Origin of the sequence: Microcoleus sp. CAWBG640 (assembly GCF_020883015.1) — a bacterium.
Taxonomy (GTDB): Bacteria; Cyanobacteriota; Cyanobacteriia; order Cyanobacteriales; family Microcoleaceae; genus Microcoleus; species Microcoleus anatoxicus.
In genome coordinates this window covers 86,658-109,344 of sequence record NZ_JAHRFC010000008.1, presented here as the reverse complement: position 1 = coordinate 109,344, position 22,687 = coordinate 86,658, and the positions used below count along the sequence as shown (strand labels likewise).

The following is a 22,687-nucleotide window of genomic DNA, read 5'->3' as shown; positions in this document are numbered from 1 at the left end:
AAGCTAAAAAAATAGCGTCGATGGATCGCTAAGATCGGGAGAATGAAATGGAAAAATTTTCAACCAATCCAACATCCCTATGCGATCGGGCCCATGATATTTGGAAAGAACAGCGCCATCCCCTCGATTGTATCTTTCATCCCCGCTCCGTGGCTGTGATTGGTGCCAGCGAAAGAGAAGGAAGCGTCGGACGGACTATACTTTGGAACTTGATTCGCAGTCCCTTTGGGGGCACGGTTTTTCCCGTCAATCCCCAACGTCCCAGCGTATTGGGCATCAAGTCCTATCCTGACATTGCTAGTGTACCAGAAGTTGTCGATTTAGCGGTGATTGCTACCCCTGCGGCGACAGTTCCCCAGGTAATTCGAGAATGTGTAGCAGTGGGAGTCAAAGGTGCAATTATTGTTTCTGCTGGTTTCAAAGAAATTGGTGAGGCGGGTGTCGTTTTAGAACAACAAGTGCTCGCAGAGGCGCGGCGGGGGGGGATGCGAATTATTGGGCCAAATTGTCTGGGCTTAATGAATCCTCTGATCGGACTAAATGCCACTTTTGCAGGTACGATCGCCCGTGCGGGTAATGTCGCCTTCATTAGCCAAAGTGGGGCGCTCTGTACTTCGATTTTAGACTGGAGTTTGGGCGAAAATGTGGGATTTAGTGCCTTTGTTTCGATCGGCTCAATGCTCGATGTCGGTTGGGGAGATTTGATTGAATATCTTGGTGACGATCCCCATACCCATAGCATCGTTTTGTATATGGAATCGATCGGCGATGCTCGCGCATTTCTATCAGCCGCCCGCGAAGTCGCAATGGATAAACCGATTATTGTACTCAAAGTAGGACAAACTGAGGCGGCGGCTAAAGCTGCTGCTTCCCATACAGGAGCTTTAACTGGTACTGATGAAGTGTTGAATGCCGCTTTCCGTCGCTGTGGTGTATTGCGCGTCCATACGATTTCTGACTTGTTTGATATGGCGGAAATTCTGGCAAAACAACCTCGCCCCAAGGGTAATCGGCTCTCGATTGTGACTAATGCTGGGGGCCCAGGGGCGATCGCCACTGATGCGCTAATTAGTGGCGGCGGTGCATTATCTGAACTAGCACCAGAAACATTACAGCAATTAAATCAATTTTTACCTGCTCAATGGAGCCATCATAATCCGATCGATATTTTAGGTGATGCTAGCAGCGATCGCTATGCCCAAACCTTAGAAGTTGTTGCGAGCGATCCAAATAGTGATGGACTTTTAGTTATCTTGACTCCCCAAGCGATGACTAATCCCACTCTAACCGCAGAAAAACTCAAGGCTTATAGCAAATTAGGGAAGCCGATTTTATCTAGTTGGATGGGCGGTGCAGAAATTGCAGCGGGAACGCAAATTCTCAATCAAGCACATATTCCCACCTTTCCCTATCCCGATACTGCTGTCAGATTGTTTAACTATATGTGGCAGTATACCTATAATTTGCGGGGCATTTATGAGACTCCTTCTTTACCTGCGGATTCCGAGATTCATGCACCCGATCGCATTTTGGCCGCACAAATTTTAACGAAGGTACGTAAGAGCGATCGCACTCTATTAACAGAATACGAATCAAAGCAATTACTCGCCGCCTATGGTATTCCCACAATTGCTACATCCATTGCTACCAGCGGTAGGGAAGCTGTGGAAATTGCCGATCGCTTTGGCTATCCTGTAGTTCTGAAACTGCATTCAGAAACGATTACTCACAAAACTGATGTTGGTGGTGTACAGCTAAATCTATGTGATGCGGCGGCTGTGAGTCGAGCATTTGAGGAAATCGAATCAAAATTAAGTGCGATCGACCCTGAAGCATTTTTGGGCGTAACTGTACAGCCAATGGTGAAAATGGAGGGCTACGAACTAATTTTGGGTAGCAGTCTCGATCCGCAGTTTGGCGCGGTAATATTATTTGGTATGGGCGGTCAATTGGTGGAAATTTTTCAAGATAGGGCGCTGGCGTTACCTCCCTTAAATACAACCCTAGCACGGCGAATGATGGAACAAACCCGCATTTATCAAGCTTTACAAGGTGTTCGCGGCAGAAAGGCGATCGATTTGGCAAAACTAGAACAGTTACTGGTGAGTTTTAGTCAGTTAATAGTGGAACAGCCACAGATTCGCGAAATTGATATCAATCCTCTGCTGGTTTCTCCCGAAGGTATGGTTGCTCTGGATGCGCGGGTTTTGCTCCACACAACGGCCGATTTCGCCCAGAAGCCACTACCTGCAATTCGTCCCTATCCGACGAAATACGTGCAGGAATGGGAGTCACCCAAGGGCGATCGTTTAACGATTAGGCCAATTCGCCCGGAAGACGAGCCACTGATGGTCAAGTTCCATCAAAGTCTTTCGGAGGAGAGCGTCTATTTGCGCTATGCTCATACTGTGAAGCTCAAGCAGCGGATTGCTCACGAAAGATTGACTCGAATTTGTTTTATTGATTACGATCGCGAAATGCTGTTAGTTGCCGATCGCCAAGTTCCGCAAACCTTAGAACATGAGATTTTGGCAGTAGGAAGGCTGAGTAAGTTGCACGGGACAAATGAAGCTGAATTTGCTTTGATTGTGGGGGATGGCTATCAGCATCAAGGTTTGGGGACCGAACTTTTAAGGCGACTTCTAGAAGTTGGGAAGGACGAACAGCTTTCGGCGATCGTGGGTTATATTCTCACCAGTAATTACCAGATGCAGAGCCTTTGTCGGAAGTTGGGATTTGAATTTCAGGCCGATCGAGAAACAGGAATGTTGAAGGCTATTTTTGTGTAAGTTCTATCGGTAGAATTAGTTGGATTTTCCTGCGAACTCGTTTGCTCTAGCTTCTACCTTCTGGCTACCAAATCACAAAAAAAAAGAGGTCGCGATCGCAACCTCTTAACCCTACACTAATCCAGCGCCGGCTCTTAAAGTAGACCAGTATTAGCACCAACTTTCCCAGTAGCCAGTTGCACTTTAATAATTTTGCCGCCCATTTTCATAATTCTTTGTTGTTCCCGAAACCAGTTATCGTAAGGAACAAGTTTAGTAAAATAGGTATTTTGCAATTCGCGCTGAGTGCGGATGCGTGTTTGGCTGGGGACGCAAGCAGTCACTTTAAACATTCTCATGGGAAACTACCTCCTGAAGTAGGTTTACTGATTTTTAGATGGATTTTTAAAACATTGAAGACAGGGAGTTAAGAATCAAAACTAGCTCATTAAAACTCGTCCAGTATTCTCGACAAGCCTTTGACGGTCTAGCAATCACTCGTAACTTCCCTGACTTCTTCCAAAAGAAAAGGCTAAAAGTCTAAAAGTCTAAAGTCTAAAAGTCTAAAGTTTAAAAGTTTAAAAGTTTAAAGTTCCTAAAGGTAAGAAATAAATATTTTTATTTCCTTCTTCCTTCTTCCTTCTTCCTTCTTCCTTCTTCCTTCTTCCTTCTTCCTTTTTCCTTCTACCTTCTACCTTCGTCCTTCGTCCTTCGTCTTAGCTCAAGCCAGAGCAGATGTAGTCGAAATAGACGCCCATTTCTTTACCAGCGTCTGAACCGACCAAACCGGCGGTGACTTCTTTCATAGCTTGGATAGCTTGTACGGTAGAACCGATGGGCACGCCCAAGGAGTTATAGGTTTCTTTCAAACCGTTGAGCACGCGCTCATCCAGGATGGAAGGGTCGCCAGCCAACATGGCGTAGGTGGCGTAGCGGAGGTAGTAGTCCAAGTCGCGAATGCAAGCTGCATAACGGCGAGTGGTGTACATATTGCCACCGGGACGAGTTACGTCCGAGTACAACAGAGACTTAGCAACTGCTTCTTTGACGATTGTGGCTGCATTGGCGCTGATGGCTGTAGCGGCACGGACGCGCAGTTCACCAGAAGCGAAGTAGTTTTTTAGTTTGTCTAGAGCGCTGATATCCAGGTACTTACCTTGAACGTCAGAGGAATTGATAACGGCGGTAATTGCGTCTTGCATGATGGTCTTGTTTCCTAGAAAGTGGCTGAGTTCAGTCCAATTTTGTAGCTCGGATTTGAGATTTGGGATTTCAGATTTATACAGTGGTTATTTATCTGCAAAAGCTTGTGGCTCCAGGCTGGTAACTCACAATCTAAAACCTAAAATCTTTACTGCATCGCACCGATAACGTAGTCGAAGTAAGAGGAAGCTTCGGAAGCATCTTCTCCAGAAAGCAGCGAGCTCGCTGCATTTTTCATGGCGCGAACGCCTTCGGCGACGGCTTCAATGGGGGTTCCCAAGGATTTGTACATTTCGCGGACGCCAACAATACCGATTTCTTCGATCGGAGTAATGTCGCCAGCTACGATTCCGTAGGTGATCAAACGCAGGTAGTAGTCCAAGTCGCGCAAGCAAGTTGCGGTCATTTCTTCGCCGTAAGCGTTACCACCAGGGGAAACTACATCAGGGCGTTTTTGGAAAAGTTGATCGCCTGCTTGTTTGACGATACGTTCGCGGGATTCGCTCAAAATTTGGGCGATGCGGACGCGGCGTTCACCAGAGGTGACGAAGCTTTTGATCCGGTCTAATTCGCCTGGGCTCAGGTAACGAGCTTCAGCGTCTGCGTTGACGATTGATTTGGTGACGATACTCATCTTGTGTGTACCCGCTGGATATTTTGCAATTACGAACTGCTCCACGCTCTGCATGGCGATGGTGGGCGCTTGCATCCCGTACCTCTGGCTTGCGGCAGGAGCTTTGACGCTTTCGGGAATTTACCTTGCTTCCAACTGTTGAAGTTGTTGGCTGGTTGCTACCTTGGGCGTTTGACGGCGCTTGTTCTGACGCCGGTGCGCTGTTTTTGGCTGCACTTTGCCTGTCGCTTACGATACCACACATAACTGCTGCTGTCTCTAATTTTGCGATCGAGATGGCAATGATTAGGTGGCGATCGAGTGACTGTCCGATAGTTGGTCAGGAATTTGATTCTGTGACGCAACTACCTCACGCAAGTATTTTGAGGCATTATGTTCACATTCTGAGTGTTACTGTAATAGTTTGTAACATTCGTTTTCATTTTGGGGTCTAGAGCACTGATTTTGGCATCCCCAAATTATGTCGCTCAAAACGCTATAATCTTCTGATACCAAGCATTACGACTTATAAATGCTCGGTGTTTTAGCTGGGGCGTGGTGGTTTGGCTTCCCCACTTTAAATTCCTAGGTATAAAAAAGCCGGAGGTGAGGGCTCGCCCAGGTGCGATCGGAAATTCCGACTTTCGAGCTTGTAGTCAAATTCTGCTGTAATTTTCAACCAGGTGCGCTTTGAAAAGAAATCTATCAGCCATTACAAAAGCTTTGCAGTTTGGTGTTAGCGGTGCCGTCGGCGGTTTCGTGGGTAATTTAATCACCGAACCTTTCATGAATTTCGATCGCCTGTCGGGTTCGGTATCTTTTTTTGAGAGTGTACTTTCCACCGCCCGCTGGTTTGGATTGGTAGGCGGTGGCATTGCTACAGCGATTATGTTTGGCTATTATTACTACATCAAAGGCAAGCCTCAAATTAAATCAGCTTTCAAGAATGGGGGATTGTTTGGTTTAATCGCAGGGGCGATTTCTGGGGCGATCGCAGAAGCTATTTACAGCGGCATTGGTCCCAATGAATTATTGCGAGTAGTTTGTTGGGGAATAGCTGGCAGTTTGTTAGGGCTGGCACTTTCCAAACGGATTCCCAACTTAGGAATGCTGCGCGGCGCGGGCGGAGGCGGTGTTGGGGGCGTGTTGGGCGGATGTTTGTTTATTTTGTTCGCTTATTCTTTATCGGGTACTGTGGGCCGTTTAGCGGGCTGTGGGGCGATCGGCTTTTGGATTGGCATTATGCTAGTTGTAGCTGAAACTTTGTTTAACAAAGCTTGGCTGGTAATTAGTTACGATAACGGAGTCAATCGCACTCTGACTATTGGTGCCGAACCGGTGACTTTTGGTAGTGATGATAATTTGTCTATTATCTGTATTCCGAATATTTCGCCCTTGGCTATGCGCTTTCAATTGGAGGCTGGACAAATTGTCTGCGAAAATTTTGATAATGGGGCGGTGACTTATTTGCGATCGGGCGATCAAAAGAAATTAGGAAATTGTACAATTACCGTCGGCAACTCGGATTTGCCCGTTGCCAATTCTGCCAAAATTCCAGCTACATATATATCAGCAGATCCGGCGGAAAAATCTTTCGTTAATAGCGAATTTTCCCTAAAATTAAGCAGCAAAGTTATCCCTTTGAGTGTAGGGACTCAATTGTTTAGTTCCGACATATCTACTTTAAAATCTACTGCATCTAATGGTGCAGTAGCAGTTGTGAATTCTCGTTCCGCACAGCCTCTTTCATTGGGATTGACCAATTTATCCGATCGGGCTTGGTGGGCCACAGACAGTCAAGGCGATATGAAACTGGTAGAACCAGAAGGTACGCTGACTCTCGCGGTGGGAAATCAAATCGAGTTCGGCGAAATTAATGGTGAGATTGTTGACGGTTGACAGTTGATGGTTGACAGTTGGCAGTTGACAGTTGATGGTTGACAGTTGATGGTTGACAGTTGGCAGTTGACAGTTGATGGTTGACAGTTGACAGTTAACTGTTAATAATCATTTTTTAGTGCCACATTGGATATAATATTATGTTAGTAGATTGTTTGAAACCTAAAAATAGAGGATTTGGCTAATGAACTTGAAAAAAATATTCGCTGGTTTCCTATTAATTCTGACCTTGACCTTGGGACTAATTACGATTATTCCCCAAATTGCTTTGGCAGATGCAACTGCAAATCCTGCAACCGCGGCAGAAGTTTTCAGCGCCAACTGTGCGGGTTGTCATAGCAATGGTGGCAACATTATTAGACGTGGCAAAAATTTGAAACAAAAAGCATTAAAAAAATATAAGATGGACTCGATCGCCAATATTGCCAATTTAGTCACCAACGGTAAGAATATCATGCCGTCTTACAAAGATCGCTTATCTGAACAACAAATTATCGATGTTTCAGCCTACGTGTTGTCGCAAGCTGAAAGTGATTGGAAATAAGGACTATGCGTCATCTAATGGGACTAAAGTTCTGAGCATAAACCTTCATTGGAAGTATTGCCAAATGGAAAAACATGATTGGCGGAAAATTGTAACAATTATTACATTGTGCTTCTGTCTAACCATCACCAACAACCCACCAGCCTTGGCTTCGATTCACAAATATCCAGAAACCGGGGACAGAGTAATGTTCAGATCCGTACAAAGCTTGCGGGATAATCAGGACAAAGCATGGCAAGTTGTTTTGTATAAGCGAGTGCGATCGGGCCGAGGAGACTCTCTTAACCTGAGATTGGTGGGATTTCCTGGCACCCAATTGGATCACCCAGTGGCGCTGAAGGTGGTGGCGGGGAATCTGGAACTGGCGCTGGCTAACGATATTTGGAGAAAATCGGATTTGCCGGTTAACGTGGGAGAGTACGATTTTAAATTAATGGTGGCCCAATTGGAGAGCGATCGACCTTTAGGCTTAAATTTGCCAGTCCAAGGTAAAAAAGATCTACAAATCTTGGTTCCAACTTTTGCGGTAAGGGAATGGAGGCGGTTGTTAGATATAAGTTAAATTGTGCCTACGGATTGCAGTTGAATGTGATAAAGGCTACATTGCCTGTGAAAAAAAGTCGGTATATTTGATATGCCTCAAGGTAGATATTGGCTATTTTTAACCATAATTGTGAAACAAACTCAAAGTGAGATTAGTCTGGTTAAAAAAATCGACTGTTTTAGAGTGTGCATATTATTGGAAGGAACATTTACTATGACATTAATCACTACCATTGTCCGAAAAGCTTTAGCGACAGGTTGTCTCACGGTTGATGCGGAAGAACAGTTGCGGCAACAGTTGCAGATGACAAAGTACGGTTTGGAAGATTTTGAGGCTTTTATTACTTTGCAAACAGAGGTAATGGAAGGTAGAGTAAAACACCAAGCTTGGGAATTATTGCGATCGAATAATTGTTCTGCTGCTGCTTGAAATTAAGTGCGATTCCCTTTGGGATAGCTCCGCACGCGCGTACTTTTGGAGAGAATTAAGGGCGATCGATACAAATCATCAATAGGACTTACCCAAGGGTGGTCAGAAACCAGGTTTTTTCCGAGATACTTCGTTACACGCCACTTACTCGTTCCCAGGCAGAGCCCATTGGTGACAACTTAAGGTCAAACGTAGTCACAGATTGCTGTTTCTACTCGTTCCCAGGCTCTGCCTGGTAACGCAGATCCAGAGGCTCTGCCTCCAATTTTCTGTTAGCAAGCAGCAAGCGAGGCGGAGCCTCTAGACGTTGATTCCCAGGCAGAGCCTGGGAACCAGTTAAGCAGCAAGCAGCAAGCGAGGCGGAGCCTCTAGACATTGATTCCCAGGCAGAGCCTGGGAACCAGTTAGCAAATACTTAGTCCGCGCACCATCCGGACTTCGTTTTTGTAGACGCGGTTTCAACCGCCGACTCACTTGACAAAAATACCCAAATCGCCCATAATCGTAGATTGTCTGTCTAAATCCGGCTCGGATCAGGTTAAGACATTCCAAAAGCTGAAAAACCGTCAGCCGTCAAAAGTGCTCAGTCAAAAGTTCACAACAACGAACCCTTCGACTACGCTCAGGGCACCGCAACGGACAACTGACAACTCAGCTACCTGTACGGCAATCTCAACAACCATCCCATGACTTACGCAATTATTGAAACCGGCGGCAAACAATTTCGGGTAGAACCAGGCCGCTTCTACGACATCGAACTGCTTCACGTCGAAGCTGAATCCAAAGTCACCATCGACAAAGTATTTCTGATCCAGCACGAAAATGATGTTCACATCGGCCAACCTCTAGTAGAAAATGCCACAGTAGAAGGAACTGTTCTGCGACATTTCCGGGGTCGCAAAGTCCTCGTCTATAAGATGAAGCCGAAAAAGAAAACTCGGAAGAAAAAAGGGCACCGTCAAGAAACAACTCGCTTTATGATTGACTCCATCAGCGTCAATGGTGTTGTTTTGGCCGCGAGAGACTTAACTCAAGCTGTTGTGGAAACTCCCCAAACCGGCGAAAGTGATTCAGAATAAAAAATAGTCAGTAATTAAAGTTGAGGAAATCATGGCCCATAAGAAAGGTACAGGTAGTACACGTAACGGACGCGACTCTAATTCTCAGCGTCTTGGTGTCAAAAAGTACGGCGGTCAAGTTGTCAAAGCTGGCAACATTTTGATTCGTCAACGCGGCACGAAAGTTCACCCTGGTAATAATGTTGGTATTGGCAGAGATGATACTCTGTTTGCCATGATTGATGGTGTGGTGACTTTTGAAAGAAAGGGCAAAACTCGCAAGAAAGTTAGCATTTATCCTGTTGTTGTAGCAGCACCTGTGGCTGAACTTGTAGCAGTTTAATTTGGATAGTTTCCTCGTTCCTAGGCTCTGCCTGGGAACGCATTTCTAGAGGCTCTGCCTCCTGATTCCTCGTTCCTAGGCTCTGCCTGGGAACGCATTTCTAGAGGCTCTGCCTCCTGATTTTCTATCTCAATATACCGATTACATTTGAAGACATGGTATAATAGAAATTGACACTCTATAAAAAATCTAATAGTTATATTCTTATATTCTCTGTAATTAGCTTATAACAATTTTACGCTAATTTTCCTAGGGAGGGTAAGCCAATGACACAAACATTATCAATGTCTGTTCTTTATAGGAAACTCTTGGCGATAGGTTTTCCTAAACAGTTCGTTCGAGACAAAGTTTTGCCTAGTTGGTGGAATGAAGAACTAGACAATCAGCCCGTCGCCGTCCTACAGGGGGCTGGTCATATTGCCCAACATCTGCGCCTAGACCTCAAAAGTCTTTTAGCCGAGAATCAAAAGCCTCAGTTTCAACCATTACCTCACACAAAATTCAAGTATCATCAACAGAGTCAAACAGACTTACCTGATGTCGCCCATCAACTTGCTTCACGGGTGGCGGAAGTTGTTGCTAATGCTATAAAGCTAGAATTTAAACCGATTCCATCTGACCCGGATCAAGTCCGTTCAGAGATTGTTGCCAAACATCCTCAAGTTAATTTATACAGCTTGATTCATTACTGCTGGCAACATGGTATTGTTGTTATTTATTTCAATAATTACCCTAAGAAGCAACGCAAAATTACAGGCATGATCCAATGGCAAGGTGATTATCCCGTGATTGTTTTAAGTAGTAGTCATACTAATCCGGCATTGTTAGCCTTCCATCTTGCCCATGAACTGGGTCATCTAGCCCTTGGTCATATTGAAGAAGGTATTTTGATTGATGATGATATTAAGCAAGACTCTGATGATCAAGAAGAAATAGATAGTAATCAGTTTGCAGTTAAATTGCTAGTCAACAGTTTTGATAATTTCCTCGGCAATCAAAATTTTTATAATGCAGTACAGCTAAAGAATAAAATTATTCAACGTAGTAAAAATGACTTAACTATTGATCCATGTGCATTGGCTTTAAATTATGGTTGGCATAACAAGACATATTTTGGATTGTCTAGAAGATGTCTAAATTTGATTGATGATGATAAAGAAGGACAAAAAATTATTAACAATTTTTTACAGCAGCATCTAAATTGGGATGAATTAAGTGATGACAATGCTGATTACTTAGACAGAATTTTAGGAGAATAGCTTTGTCTACTTGTATCTATTGTATTGATAATGACATCATCAAAAAGCTTGCTACATTTCAGCTATTCGATAAGACCATTCAATTATTTTATGCTAGTTATGGGCAAGTTAATATCCTAGAGACGGCAAAATATAAATTTGAAAACGATTGGAAAAAATTTGAAGGAGGTCGAAGTCGAAAAACAGAAGATCCTGTGATTAATTATAAACAAGTTCTTTACCTTACTAAGACTCTACCGAACATACTGGAATCGGAGATTGACCAAGAAATTTTTATCCAGTTATCCAGTATTGAGAATATTGATCCAGGTGAGGCAATGCTCACAAGTTGTGCTATCAAATTTATTCAAAATAATAAATCCGCTCAGATTTTTAGTGGAGATAAAAGATTCATTAAAGCCTTAGCCAATGTTAGCTTACCTATCATTCAACAATCTCTAAATCATCGATTATGGTGCTTAGAGCAACTTGTTCTCAAAAATATTGAAGCCGATGGTTTTGAGACTATTCGGGATCTGATTGTTCCTGTTAGAGAATGTGATAAAGCAATTAAGAATGTTTTTGGTTCTGGGCTTAATTCAACATCTGAGAACTCCCTACCTACTTTAAAAAGTTATATTGAGGAGTGTCGGCAGGAGGCTGGTAATCTACTCAATCCTTACAAGTAGTAATGTGTGGCTAACCTCCTCCGACAATGGTCACAATTTCTAAGATGTCGCCTTCTTGCATTTCTGTGGTTTCCCAAAATTGTTTGTGCAGAATTTCGCCGTTGTACTCCACAGCTACTAATCGTGGATTTAAACTTAGTTGTTTTAATAATTCTGGTAATGGTGTTTTGGTGGCACAATTACGGGTTTCTCCGTTGACTTGGAGAGCAATTTGATTGGTCATTTGTTTATTAATTTAATTATTTGAACGAACCGCGAAGACGCGAAGAACACGAAGGAAGAACTGCATTTCCTTCTTTCCCCCTTGGGGGGGTGGGGGGGTTCTTGTTTCGCGTTCGCGTGCCTCGTGGTTCATTTAATCTTACGACCTATTAGTTATAAGTTTGTGAGTTTTGAGCTTCTGCATCCGAATTAGCTGCGAGATGAAAAACTGTGTGACTAAAGTTGGTTGTTCGGCTTCCATGATCGATCGCACAACTGCTACTCTAGAAGCTCCGGCATTTAATACTTCGTCGAGGTTGTTGATGTCTATTCCGCCGATCGCAAACCAAGGAATTGGTGACTTAGCAGCAGCATAACGCACATAATCTAAACCGGCAGCTTGTTTATCGGGTTTTGTGGGAGTGGAGTAAACTGGGCCAACTCCAATATAGTCGGCTCCTTCTTCAATGGCTCGCTGCATTTCCTGGGCGTTTGTGGTCGATCGCCCGATCGTCCGTCCAGGCCCTAGCAACTTGCGCGCTTCAGCTACAGGTAGATCTTGCTGTCCTAAGTGTACACCGTCGGCATCCGCTGCGATCGCCAAATCGACGCGATCGTTTACAATTAACAAAGCATCATAACGGTGACAGAGTTCGCATAGCTTCCGCACATTATCCAATTTCACCCCATCGTCTGAAGTTTTGTCGCGGTACTGTACCAAAGTCAGTCCACCTTGCAAAGCAGCTTCCACCACGCCCAACAAATTGTCTCTCCCCGAAGTTACCAGATATAACTGCGATCGCAATAACTGCTGGTAGCGCCCATAAGCCAGCAAATCGCTTTCGAGAGTATAAACCCGATAGCGCATCTGCTTAAAAGCCTTGCCCATATTCGGATCGTAAACTTTGCCATACTCTTCAAGTACCCGTAGCGCTTCTTCCACCCGGCAGAAATTCGCCTCCAATAGCTGCTGAAGTCCAGAGCGCTGTTCTTCCTGCGGATGAGTCAGTTCCGTACCCGGATCTGCCGGCGTATCCCTAGCACTGCGTAATTCTGCGGTGTGCCAAAAAGCCAATTCCTGACGCAGTTGCTTGCACTCGCCAGCTAAATCGGCGCTATTAAGACCAAATCTACACCATTCTTCAATAATTCTCAATCCTTCGCGGGCGCGATCTAAATTTGCATCTAAAATCCGGCACAGAGCGGGCTGTGCCGGTAAAGTTCTGTTTGGTTTTTGCGTCATATAGAACCACCTCGATCGTTAATCCAGCAGTCAAGCTGCTACATTTTCCCACTAATTTTTAAGTTTTATTGAATTTGAAGAAAACAAAGCATAATAGATCAAACTTGATGATAGTGGAATCGTTAAACTGCATACCACACTTCGGAGGAGAGCCGTGAGGTTAGCAGAAAATCACAGATTAACCCAGAAAAACCCCAGCAGCCCGCTGCAATTAAACTTCGATCGCATGGGCGAAACTCGGCTCACAGACAGGTTGTGTTTTTTTATGCTCATTTACTCAAAACAGAGCGGGTACAACTCACATCTAGAACCCTTCTCAATCAGCCTTTCCGGGACGAGCAAGATACCCAGCCCACACCAAAAATTGCTGTTTTTGGAACCGGCATCTTGCCTGTTCCTGAAAAAGCTGCAAGATCTTAGGTATACAGGAAGGCGATCGCCAAGCAAAGCCTTAAGTTCTTGCCTGTTGCTGCTGTTTGCTAGTGTCTCATTGTTCAAAACTCAACAATCTGCGATCGCCGCCGAAACCCCAATAGTGCAGATAATAGCTCAGGCGCAGCAGCCTGAAATCAACATCCTGTACGTCAGCTCATCCGGTGGAAGCGACACAACAGGTAATGGGAGCGATCGAGATCCATTCAAAACCCTTACCTACGCCTTAAGCGTCGCCCCCCCCAACACAGCAATTTTGCTAGCGCCCGGTATCTACAGCGCCCAAACCGGCGAACAATTTCCGCTGATACTCCAGCCTAACGTGATTGTTCAAGGAAATCCCAACACTCGCGGTCAAAATATTGTCATCAAAGGCGGAGGAGACTTTCTCAGCCCCACTTCGGCTGGTCAAAATATCACGATTTTAGGCGCATCGGGAGCCAGACTCAGCGGGGTGACAGTGACCAATCCCAACTATCGGGGTTATGCTTTGTGGATCGAATCGAGCTCTCCCACGGTGGTTAACAATACTTTTTTGGGGAGCACTCACGACGGAATTTCAGTGGTGGGTAATTCTCGCCCGATGATTACCGGGAATCTGTTCTCGAAAAATGGTGCTAATGGGATGACGATTTATGGCACTTCCCAGCCGGAAGTTCGAGATAATGTCTTTGAAAACACTGGATTTGGGGTGAATGTAGCGGAAAAAGCTTCTCCTTTGTTAATCGGGAATCAGATTACTCGTAACAAGGATGGTGTGGTGGTACAAGCTGAGGCGACACCGGTGCTCCGCCATAATTATATCGAGAGGAATCAGCGTGATGGCATTGTGGCGATCGCCCGTGCTCTCCCCGATTTAGGAACCATGACGGAACCAGGGGGAAATGTAATTCGCAACAACGGCCAGCATGATGTGAATAATGCTGCCAAAGGTCAATTAATTCAAGCTTACGGCAATCAATTGTTGAGCAACCGCACGACTGGTCAAGTTCAGGTGGCGGGAACTTTCAACTCTCCTCTATCCATTGGTGGCCCTGATTTGGGGTTAGTTGCTCAACCTCCCAGAAGCGGTGGACCAGATAGCTCTTTACCTGTTTATACCACAGCTCCTTTAACTCCGAGAGTTCAAAGATCGCCCCAGAGGCCTCTGTCGCCGCTGTCAGCGAGTCCTGCCCAAAATCAATCGGCATCGGGTCAAACTCGGTTGTCGCCTCTGTTGGCTCCCCCAAGTGCCTCTTCTTCCGCGATCGCCATTCCAGTCCCAACTCCAGATGCTCGCTCCGTTCCAGAAATTGCTGTGCAGTCCCCAATTTTGCCGCCAAACTTTGATAGTTCGAGTCCGGTTCCTTCGGAGGGTAGATTGCCGGTTCCGAGTCGCAATATTCCTCTGGGAAGGGGTGGCTATGTACCTACTGGTTTAACGGGTAATTCTGTGGCTGATTCTGGGGAAAATGCGCCGTCAGTCGATCGAGCATTAGCTTTGGGTTTTCGGTATCGGGTGGTAGTTGATGCTCAGAGTCAGAGCGATAGAGCCAGGATGCAATCTCTGGTTCCCGATGCTTTTCGTACTTTTTCTAACGGGCGCGCCGTCATGCAAGCCGGTGCTTTTCGGGAACAGGAAAAAGCTGAGGAGTTATTACAAATGCTCACTGCTAATGGTTTGAATGCCAGGATTGAAGAGATAAAATAATGAATTTGATGCAGCGAGTTTTGGAACCGGAGGTTATGGATTCCTGGGAAGAGGCCATCGAATACGATTCGATGGACTTTACTGAGGTTAATTCTGCTTTTGCGATGGGTGCGGCCGCCTTGGGGCCGGTTTTTGGAAACGTTTTGGATGCGGGCACTGGTACGGCGAGAATTCCCATTGCTCTTTGTGCAATACGTCCCCAGTGGCATTTGACTGGCATCGATTTGTCGGCGAATATGCTGAAAGTCGGGGGTGAAAATGTGGAAAAGGCTGGAGTGCGATCGCAAATTAGTCTTGAATTAATTGATGCCAAGGCAATGCCCTATCCTGACAATTATTTTGACATGGTGATTTCCAATAGCATTATCCATCATTTGCCAGATCCGTTGCCATTTTTTCAGGAAGTCCAGCGGGTGTTGAAACCAAAAGGAGCAATATTTTTGCGGGATTTATTGCGGCCGGAAACACCAGCAATCAGGGATAATTTAGTAGAGATGTATGCGGGAGATTGCAACGCCCATCAAAAGCAGTTATTCAGAGATTCCCTACAGGCGGCTTTTACTCTGGATGAAATTCAGACTATCATAAAAACTGCGGGTTTGGATGGCTTGAGAATTTATGAATCGTCAGACAGACACTGGACTGCTGAACGTGCTTGGTGCGAGTCTGAATAGACTGGGATTTGCTGCAATTTTTGAAAGCTAAGATGGTACAAGGGCGATCGCAATTGCGGTGCAGTCTAGAAACAAACCTCCACCCTAGCGGTAATCCGCTTGGTGGTGGGTAATTGACTCAACTTGTTTACCATCCCCAAGTTCCAGGCCCTCCTTTAAACGGGCCGACAATATCTTTAGTAATCCAGCCACCATAAAAAACGCCTTCTTGAGCTTGCACTAATTCTCCATCCACATAACAAGCATCCATCAAACCTGAATAAAAAGCCACATAATCCTTAATAGCCTCAAAGATATTGGTGGGATTTGGATAAAACCAAGCAGCATTCACGGCTTCCTTTTCTCCCACCTTCACTGTGTAATAGCCTGCTTGTCCTTTCCACTCGCACCAAGAACCCCGCGAAGTTTTTTGCAAATATTGCATTTCTATATCTTCGGGAGAGATATAGTAAAAAGGAGGGTGACTTGTCTCTAATACCCTTTGAGCGCGGTGGGTGTCGGCAAGGGTGACACCATTAAAAATTATCTTTACGTGTTTGGTCGATTCCTCCAGACGAGGCGGCCGTGGGTAATCCCAAACTGATTCTTGACCGGGACCTGGTTTAATTCGATCGATGTTCACTGCCACACTCTCCCTAATAAAACCACAATTTTTCTACTTAACATCATATTTATAATACTTAAAAAATACAAGATAAAAATTATAGTAGATAAAAATTCTCTTCACCACTGTGGTAGCTTAACTACAAACCATCAAGCTTTTTTAACAAAAATTTCCCAGGATGCAGAATTCTCAAAGCATTCGTCTGTTAGGAAAAATAAATATTTTACCTTGTGTGTTGAGTCTTGGGCCAAGGCTAGGGGGAACTACCATCTTTGACACCTTGAGAATTATCTGATAAGGTTATAGCGACTATCAACCATCTTTAACTAAAACCGAAAATTCATGCTCCTGTAGAGTTTGTATGAGTGCCAACCTATAGCACCTGTACTCAAGTCACCCGCGATCGCACTTTGAAAACTGAGCGGGCAGCCTCCAACAATTACATCTATGGAAATCCCCTTTAACATCACCCTGTTGATGGTCATGACCGTCACCTGTGGCATTAGCGCTCAAGTTCTGGCAGCTTACTTAAAAGTTCCAGCGATCGTCTTTTTGCTGTTGTTCGGTATTTTAGCAGGGCCAGACTGTCTGGGACTGCTACACCCAAATCTCCTCGGCAGTGGTTTGGAAGTTATGGTATCCCTTTCTGTAGCATTAATTTTGTTTGAAGGCGGCTTGAATTTGGAATTGCGAGATTTGGGTCGAATTTCCGGCAGTATCCGCAATTTAGTTACAGTAGGCACTTTAATTACCCTCATCGGCGGCGGAATGGCGGCCCACTGGCTGGGTGAATTTCCTTGGCCGATCGCCTTTTTATATGCTTCTCTAGTAGTTGTCACCGGTCCGACGGTCATCGGCCCTTTGCTCAAACAGGTTTCTGTTGATAAACAAGTCGCCGCTTTGCTGGAAGCCGAAGGAGTTTTAATCGATCCTGTCGGGGCAATTCTGGCAGTATTGGTACTGAATATTATTTTAAACGGCAATGCAGACTTGCTAGTTTTGTTCCGAGATTTAATCGTGCGGCTGGGAGTTGGTGCTGTCGTCGGAGTGGCGGGAGGTTGGCTGCTAGGATTCATTCTCAAGCGATCGAATTTTCTGTCAGAAGACCTCAAAAACCTAGTAGTATTAGCGGGCTTATGGGGATTCTTCGGATTAGCAGAGGAACTGCGCAGCGAATCAGGATTAATGGCAACGGTACTCTCCGGTATTGTCCTCAGAGCAGCTTCTGTTCCCGAAGAAAGGCTGCTGAGGAGGTTTAAAGGTCAACTCACAGTCCTTGCTATTTCGGTGCTGTTCGTGTTGCTGGCGGCAGATTTATCCCTCGCTAGTGTAGTTGCGCTCGGTTGGGGGAGTGTGTTCACAGTTTTAGCATTAATGTGGGTGGTGCGACCGATTAACATTTGGCTGTGCACCCTCAACAGTGGGCTGAATTGGCGACAAAAATTATTTGCTTGTTGGGTAGCGCCTAGGGGAATTGTCTCAGCTTCGATCGCATCTTTATTTGCCATTTTGCTAACCCAGCGGGGAATCAACGGCGGCGACTCCATTAAAGCCTTGGTATTTCTGACAATTATGATGACAGTTTTCCTACAAGGACTAACCGCCGGAGCTATGGCTCAAATATTAGGAGTCACCTCGAAATCCGCGACCGGTGCTGCCATTGTTGGGTCAAATTCTTTGAGTAGATTGATTGCTCGGTTATTTCAAGAACGCGGCGAATCTGTAGCAATTATAGACACTAACCCGGAAGCTTGTCAACAGGCAGAACGGGAAGGTTTACGAGTTTTTTTGAGCAGTGCTCTGGATCACAGTGTTTTGGAAGCCGCCGGACTGGAATCTATGGGAACTTTTTTGGCAATGACCAACAACGGTGAGGTAAACTTAGTGTTAGCTCAAAGAGCAGCAGAAGAGTTTGCACCACCAAGGGTTTTGGCAATTTTCCCCAAAGATCCGCAAGCTAACAGTGCTGTAAATAATCCCAAAATAAATCAAGCCTTCGTGTCCGATTTGTCCTTGAAGGATTGGAACGAATATTTGAACGACAAAGAGGTAAAATTGGGAGAAACGGAGTTAAAAACTACTGGATTGCAGTTTCAGTTAGATCACTTGCAGGCTCTAATTCGGGCCGGCGAGTTAGTGCCGCTGTTATTGGAAAGACAGGGATATTTGCAAGTAGTGTCGGCGGGGCAGATTTGGCAAGGAGGCGATCGAATAATTTATTTGTTACACGATCCTACACCGAAATTGTTAAAAAGATTGTCTGGTTCATCTCAGTCTCGGTTAACTTTGGAAAAGCATCCGGTAGTGGAAGAAGTGCCGATTCCTTCTCCTGTTTTAGATTCGATTGTAGAGCCAGGTATCGTGGAGAAACCAACGGAAATTTTACAACCACCAGTTTCTAAATAGTCCTAAATCAAGGGATGGTGTTGAATTGTTTCGGGCTTTTGGTCTCCGGCAATTACGGACCCCCGTAGTGCAACCCGATCTCATCAGTTCCGTAAACCCTAGCACTTGCCTGGTAAGAGGGGCGAAAGCTCAACTTCCCCCAGCCTCCGTGGTACTGTCTCAATTTTAGATTTGAGATAAAAATTGTTGCTAAAGTGCTAAGATTAACCTCTTGAGTTCAAAAACCCTTGCGGAAGAACCATTTAGCCTTCATCGGGCTGTTAAGAAGCCCACATCATAATCTGTACTCAGATTTGATGTGGGAGTATGTCACGCTGCTAATTTGTTTGCTAACAGTGCCTCATTTATGTGTGGCTGGTTAAACCTTTTGCTTGGGGAACATCTACTGCTATGGCTCGCGAGCCTATTTCTACCTGGTATTTTACCCTAGTTGTCGTTCACTTAGAAAACCGTTTTCTATTGGTACAAGAGCGCAAGTACGATCAGCAGTGGTATCTCCCGGCAGGACGAGTGGAACAAGGAGAGACATTGTTCGAGGCCGCTATGCGTAACACGGTCGAGGAAGCGGGCGTTTCTGTGATTATTGAGGGCATTCTCCGGGTAGAGCATACAGTCATGCCTAGAGGGAATGTCCGCTTGAGGGTGATTTTTGTGGCTCGTCCCGAAGACAAAACGCCTCCCAAGAGCAAGCCGGACGAATATACTTTGTGCGCTGGCTGGTATTCTCTGAAGGAATTAGACCAGTTGTCTCTGCGGGGAGAGGAAGTTCGGGAAATTTTTCAATATATGGCCAGTGGTGCTCCCATTTATCCCATTGATTTGCTCAGTATTGAGGGGGCACCTTTTAAGACTCATCGATATCGGTGGTAGGAAGAAGGCAGAAGGAAGAAGAACCTGCCCCAAGCGGGGAAGGAAGAAGAACCTCCCCCGTTGGGGGGAAATTCAGGAATAATGCTCATACAGCAAAGCTCTTTAGCCACCTGTATCTTAGGTGTAACCAAATTGGCAACGGCGGTCGATCGCCACCCTAACGGCTGTTTAATCAATTAATGGAGCAATTAATAGGTATGGAAGCGGTCGGTTGGCTAGCAGCGGCTGGCGATCGAGTAGCTTTGAGTGTAATAGTGCTATAATTACGGTTTTGAATTCCTAAATTTTTATTTTTTACCTGCTCCCATAAAAAAATAGCGTTAAACCATAACCCATAACCCATAACCAATTCCCAGTTGTCATGAATGACTCTTTCTCCCTAGTCAATACCCTCTCAGAACCGCTGCGCCAGCCATTTTGGTGGGCAGCCCTAGCTTCTATAGGTCTTCATGGAGTGCTCGGAGTTAACGCGCCTCGGATCTCAAATCTAATTTATGGTGGCAATTCATCAAAAAACTTGCCCGGTTCGGTTGGGTTCGTGGAGCTAACTCCAGCAGAGGTAGGACGACTGCCCCAAAGCATACCCCCACTCGCATCCAATGCGAAACCACCATTTTCGCTCGTCGCACCAGTTCCCCTACCACGCAACATCACCCCGCCCTTACCGCCAGCCCCGAACCCCATTAACTTACCAGCCCTCCCACCGGGAATGCCACCTCCGGGATTCTTTGCCCCTGCGCCTCCATCTCCTCTCCCTTCCTTAACTCCCCCCATACCTCCGACAACTTCATCTCCCACCATCAAAAATCCCGCTCCTCAAACCCCCGTAGCCATCCCGCCACAGCCTCCCAGCAATCTCATCCCCCCCCCATCCCTCGGTAATTTCTCTCCGATTACCCCGCCTCCACCACCATCGGACACCCAAACCCCCCAGCCTCCCGGAAGCCAGATGGATGAAGGGGAGTCTCTGGAAAAATTGCGAAATGCTCAGGGTAGACTGCCACTGTTTCCAGATGGAGCTGTAGTATACACCCCGCAATTCCCCATTAGAGGTACAAATTCGGAGTCTGGCAACTCACCACAATCGACTCAACAAGATCCAAATCAAGAAAATCAAGTCACAGAAAGTCCTGAAGAAAGAGCTAGGAGGCAACAATTTGAGCAGCAACAAAAACAGCTAGAACAGCAGGGAAATCCCGGACAAAACTCATCCAAGGATTCCGACAGAAATCTGGCTGCTGCAACTACATATATTGCCTTGTTTGAAAGATTCAAAAAAGCTTATCCTGACTTGGAAATGACTGGACCGACGCTTGTGAATGTCCCTTATCCCAAAACAGCTTGTTCGCAAAAACTGGAAGGGAAAGCAGTATTTGGTGCAGTTGTCAACCCCCAAGGGCTGCTGAGGGCAGAACCTCAAACCATTGCCCTGACGGGTTCCAATATTCTCGACGATGCTGCTAAATTTGCAATTATTAATCCTCAATTCATACTTCCACCAGCCAGCACGCACAAGCTTTATCAATTGGCTGTGGCATTTAAATATGATGAAAAGGTTTGCAGCGGTATTCCTGTAACTCCCTCGGCAGCCCCAGCAACGGGACCATTGCCCTCCCCAGATCCCACAGCCGCGCCCCCTAGTCCAGGGGGAGTGAAGCCGCAGTTTGAGAAGCCTCCACGGGACTCCAGCAAACCCAAACCAGGAGTCAAGCCATCGCCTTTACCTCAACCCCAGTCAACGGCTAAACCATCGCCTTCAGCTCAACCTAAACCAGAAGCGAAGCCATCGGCATCTCCCTCTCCTTCTTCTCAACTGAAACCAGGGGCTAGAGACTTAGTGTTACCTGAACCTGAGCCATTGCCTACAGAGTCACCGATTCCTGAACCGCAGCCAGTGCCTACAGAGTCACCGACTCCTAAACCTGTTGTTTCTCCGACTACGGAAGCGTCGCCGACAGCATCTCCATCTCCTGCTGCTTCTCCTGGGGCTGCACCGTCGCCGACTACGGAAGCGTCGCCGACAGCATCTCCATCTCCTGCTGCTTCTCCTTAGTTGCGGGGCGGGGATGGTTAGTTTCTCATCCTAAACATGGGTGATGGCAATCGCTTTTTTTGACTATTACCGATCGGCATTTGCCTCCTGTAATGGCTCAATTGTATTGCACTTTATACATTTGAAATAAATCGCCACTTTGTTTTTTTACTATCTTTGCACCGGCAGTTTTAATCAGTTTTTCCCAATCTTCAATTCCTTCTAAAAATACTTCCCCTGCTCGATAGGTTTCCAAAATTGCCCAATCTTCTGCTAAGGGAGCATTAGGGTTGAGGACATCAAACACGAAGTGACCTCCCGGCTTTAATACTCGCTTAACTTCTCCCATGACAATAGCCCAATAATCTTTGGGAAAATAGCAACTAAAGCCGGTGGCGATGCACAAATCGAATTGATCCTCTTCGTAATTTAGGCGATGAGCGGGGGCAAGTTCTACGCCTTTAAATAGTTTAGAATTGAGTTGAGGACCGCGGGCGTTTAAGGCGTCTCGTGCGGCGCTGCTGATTTCTTGGCCGTAAAAAAAGGCTTCCCAATCGCGCCAAGGGTAGATTAGAAAGCTGACTCCGCAGCCAATGTCTAAACAGCGCTGATTTTTTTGGGGTTTGGCAATTTGCCAAAAGGGAGAAACTGTTTTGGCTTGGAGGGTGCCGGCGATGGATTCCCGAAAAATCGGCATGGCTTCGACTTCTTCGGGGAAAGGGAAGGGTTCTCCTCGGTATTCGCGATCGAACCGGGAAGCAACTGGCGAGAGTAAAGGTTGCCAGCTATCTGATTTGTCCTTAGCAAACCAAGTTGGCTCTGGACTGGTGGCAAGGCGATCGGACTTTTTAGACATTCTTGAATTACACTCTTGGATAGAGATTTGTCGCGATACAAAGGTCGCGATTAATCATGAATTAGATTCCCCCTACCTTCATGTCGGGCTGTCTCTCACCTTTTGGAGGCTTTGAGGGCCTTTGTAAAGTTTTGGCGATAGGGCTTATTAAAAATTAATGCTGGCCATAGCAGGGCTAGCTTCAGGCGATTGGAAAAACTTCTGTCGAAGTTAGTGCGATCGAAACCCTTCCAAAATTTCCAAATACCTGCACCGTAAGCGATCAGTAATGCCAAGCTAATTAAGTTACTCATCAACAAAATGGGTTTGAAACCCCGTCCTGTGAGGACGGCTTTTCCACAATTTAACACA

At 45.8% G+C, this 22,687-nt stretch carries 23 protein-coding genes; 15 read left to right on the top strand and 8 right to left on the bottom strand.

Annotated elements, in window-relative coordinates; genetic code table 11:
* Nucleotides 1–47: 47 nt before the first annotated feature.
* Complete coding sequence (locus tag AAFP11_RS06575) at nucleotides 48–2,789, top strand: bifunctional acetate--CoA ligase family protein/GNAT family N-acetyltransferase (RefSeq protein ID WP_341736297.1); 2,742 nt, start codon at nucleotides 48–50, stop codon at nucleotides 2,787–2,789.
* Nucleotides 2,790–2,923: 134 nt separating this feature from the next.
* On the opposite strand, the gene AAFP11_RS06570 is transcribed toward AAFP11_RS06575, so the two are convergent.
* The 3 genes from AAFP11_RS06570 to apcA all read right to left on the bottom strand — a co-directional run bounded on the left by AAFP11_RS06570 (nucleotide 2,924) and on the right by apcA (nucleotide 4,605).
* Complete coding sequence (locus AAFP11_RS06570; RefSeq protein ID WP_340518781.1) at nucleotides 2,924–3,127, bottom strand: phycobilisome linker polypeptide; 204 nt, start codon at nucleotides 3,125–3,127, stop codon at nucleotides 2,924–2,926.
* Nucleotides 3,128–3,484: 357 nt separating this feature from the next.
* Nucleotides 3,485–3,970: an allophycocyanin subunit beta gene (gene apcB / locus AAFP11_RS06565; RefSeq protein ID WP_006634930.1), complete on the bottom strand. Its 486-nt coding sequence runs from the start codon at nucleotides 3,968–3,970 to the stop codon at nucleotides 3,485–3,487.
* A 149-nt stretch (nucleotides 3,971–4,119) separates the two neighbouring features.
* Nucleotides 4,120–4,605, bottom strand: a complete 486-nt coding sequence (apcA, locus tag AAFP11_RS06560; RefSeq protein WP_333176795.1) for an allophycocyanin subunit alpha — start codon at nucleotides 4,603–4,605, stop codon at nucleotides 4,120–4,122.
* A 125-nt stretch (nucleotides 4,606–4,730) separates the two neighbouring features.
* Here apcA and AAFP11_RS06555 point away from each other — a divergent pair, with 125 nt between their 5' ends.
* From AAFP11_RS06555 to AAFP11_RS06515, 9 genes are all read left to right on the top strand, one after another.
* On the top strand, nucleotides 4,731–5,039 hold the full coding sequence (locus AAFP11_RS06555; RefSeq protein ID WP_341736296.1) for a hypothetical protein: 309 nt from the start codon (nucleotides 4,731–4,733) through the stop codon (nucleotides 5,037–5,039).
* Nucleotides 5,040–5,274: 235 nt separating this feature from the next.
* Nucleotides 5,275–6,483 (top strand): hypothetical protein, encoded by a 1,209-nt coding sequence (locus AAFP11_RS06550; RefSeq protein WP_341736295.1) that lies wholly within the window; start codon nucleotides 5,275–5,277, stop codon nucleotides 6,481–6,483.
* Nucleotides 6,484–6,667: 184 nt separating this feature from the next.
* Nucleotides 6,668–7,027 (top strand): c-type cytochrome, encoded by a 360-nt coding sequence (locus AAFP11_RS06545; protein ID WP_341736294.1) that lies wholly within the window; start codon nucleotides 6,668–6,670, stop codon nucleotides 7,025–7,027.
* Between the two features lie 64 nt (nucleotides 7,028–7,091).
* Nucleotides 7,092–7,589 (top strand): DUF3122 domain-containing protein, encoded by a 498-nt coding sequence (locus AAFP11_RS06540; RefSeq protein ID WP_341736293.1) that lies wholly within the window; start codon nucleotides 7,092–7,094, stop codon nucleotides 7,587–7,589.
* 195 nt (nucleotides 7,590–7,784) lie between these two features.
* On the top strand, nucleotides 7,785–8,000 hold the full coding sequence (locus AAFP11_RS06535) for a hypothetical protein (RefSeq protein WP_341736292.1): 216 nt from the start codon (nucleotides 7,785–7,787) through the stop codon (nucleotides 7,998–8,000).
* 686 nt (nucleotides 8,001–8,686) lie between these two features.
* The gene (rplU, locus tag AAFP11_RS06530) at nucleotides 8,687–9,079 is read left to right on the top strand and encodes a 50S ribosomal protein L21 (protein ID WP_096829561.1); all 393 of its coding nucleotides are present in this window, start codon (nucleotides 8,687–8,689) and stop codon (nucleotides 9,077–9,079) included.
* Nucleotides 9,080–9,110: 31 nt separating this feature from the next.
* Complete coding sequence (gene rpmA, locus AAFP11_RS06525) at nucleotides 9,111–9,401, top strand: 50S ribosomal protein L27 (protein ID WP_341736291.1); 291 nt, start codon at nucleotides 9,111–9,113, stop codon at nucleotides 9,399–9,401.
* Between the two features lie 266 nt (nucleotides 9,402–9,667).
* Nucleotides 9,668–10,660: an ImmA/IrrE family metallo-endopeptidase gene (locus AAFP11_RS06520; protein ID WP_341736290.1), complete on the top strand. Its 993-nt coding sequence runs from the start codon at nucleotides 9,668–9,670 to the stop codon at nucleotides 10,658–10,660.
* A 2-nt stretch (nucleotides 10,661–10,662) separates the two neighbouring features.
* Complete coding sequence (locus AAFP11_RS06515) at nucleotides 10,663–11,328, top strand: hypothetical protein (RefSeq protein ID WP_341736289.1); 666 nt, start codon at nucleotides 10,663–10,665, stop codon at nucleotides 11,326–11,328.
* Nucleotides 11,329–11,338: 10 nt separating this feature from the next.
* Here AAFP11_RS06515 and thiS read toward each other — a convergent pair whose 3' ends face one another.
* A complete protein-coding gene (gene thiS / locus AAFP11_RS06510; protein ID WP_341736288.1) occupies nucleotides 11,339–11,551 on the bottom strand; it encodes a sulfur carrier protein ThiS in 213 nt (70 codons plus the stop codon).
* A 138-nt stretch (nucleotides 11,552–11,689) separates the two neighbouring features.
* On the bottom strand, nucleotides 11,690–12,772 hold the full coding sequence (locus AAFP11_RS06505; protein ID WP_341736287.1) for a thiamine phosphate synthase: 1,083 nt from the start codon (nucleotides 12,770–12,772) through the stop codon (nucleotides 11,690–11,692).
* A gap of 154 nt (nucleotides 12,773–12,926) precedes the next feature.
* Between AAFP11_RS06505 and AAFP11_RS06500 the strand changes: the two genes are divergently transcribed.
* Together AAFP11_RS06500 and AAFP11_RS06495 are read left to right on the top strand one after the other, a co-directional pair.
* On the top strand, nucleotides 12,927–14,894 hold the full coding sequence (locus tag AAFP11_RS06500) for a DUF1565 domain-containing protein (protein ID WP_341736286.1): 1,968 nt from the start codon (nucleotides 12,927–12,929) through the stop codon (nucleotides 14,892–14,894).
* A gap of 8 nt (nucleotides 14,895–14,902) precedes the next feature.
* Nucleotides 14,903–15,568, top strand: coding sequence for a class I SAM-dependent methyltransferase (locus tag AAFP11_RS06495; protein ID WP_341736336.1), 666 nt, complete (start codon nucleotides 14,903–14,905; stop codon nucleotides 15,566–15,568).
* Nucleotides 15,569–15,695: 127 nt separating this feature from the next.
* On the opposite strand, the gene AAFP11_RS06490 is transcribed toward AAFP11_RS06495, so the two are convergent.
* Nucleotides 15,696–16,190, bottom strand: a complete 495-nt coding sequence (locus tag AAFP11_RS06490) for a DUF427 domain-containing protein (protein WP_341736285.1) — start codon at nucleotides 16,188–16,190, stop codon at nucleotides 15,696–15,698.
* A 429-nt stretch (nucleotides 16,191–16,619) separates the two neighbouring features.
* Between AAFP11_RS06490 and AAFP11_RS06485 the strand changes: the two genes are divergently transcribed.
* From AAFP11_RS06485 to AAFP11_RS06475, 3 genes are all read left to right on the top strand, one after another.
* Nucleotides 16,620–18,578: a cation:proton antiporter gene (locus AAFP11_RS06485; protein ID WP_341736284.1), complete on the top strand. Its 1,959-nt coding sequence runs from the start codon at nucleotides 16,620–16,622 to the stop codon at nucleotides 18,576–18,578.
* Between the two features lie 390 nt (nucleotides 18,579–18,968).
* Nucleotides 18,969–19,448 (top strand): NUDIX domain-containing protein, encoded by a 480-nt coding sequence (locus AAFP11_RS06480; RefSeq protein WP_341736283.1) that lies wholly within the window; start codon nucleotides 18,969–18,971, stop codon nucleotides 19,446–19,448.
* A 361-nt stretch (nucleotides 19,449–19,809) separates the two neighbouring features.
* Nucleotides 19,810–21,501: a hypothetical protein gene (locus AAFP11_RS06475; protein ID WP_341736282.1), complete on the top strand. Its 1,692-nt coding sequence runs from the start codon at nucleotides 19,810–19,812 to the stop codon at nucleotides 21,499–21,501.
* A 97-nt stretch (nucleotides 21,502–21,598) separates the two neighbouring features.
* Here AAFP11_RS06475 and AAFP11_RS06470 read toward each other — a convergent pair whose 3' ends face one another.
* Both AAFP11_RS06470 and AAFP11_RS06465 read right to left on the bottom strand, forming a co-directional pair.
* Nucleotides 21,599–22,336, bottom strand: coding sequence for a class I SAM-dependent methyltransferase (locus AAFP11_RS06470; protein WP_341736281.1), 738 nt, complete (start codon nucleotides 22,334–22,336; stop codon nucleotides 21,599–21,601).
* 95 nt (nucleotides 22,337–22,431) lie between these two features.
* On the bottom strand, nucleotides 22,432–22,629 hold the full coding sequence (locus AAFP11_RS06465) for a hypothetical protein (protein WP_341736335.1): 198 nt from the start codon (nucleotides 22,627–22,629) through the stop codon (nucleotides 22,432–22,434).
* Nucleotides 22,630–22,687 lie beyond the last annotated feature (58 nt).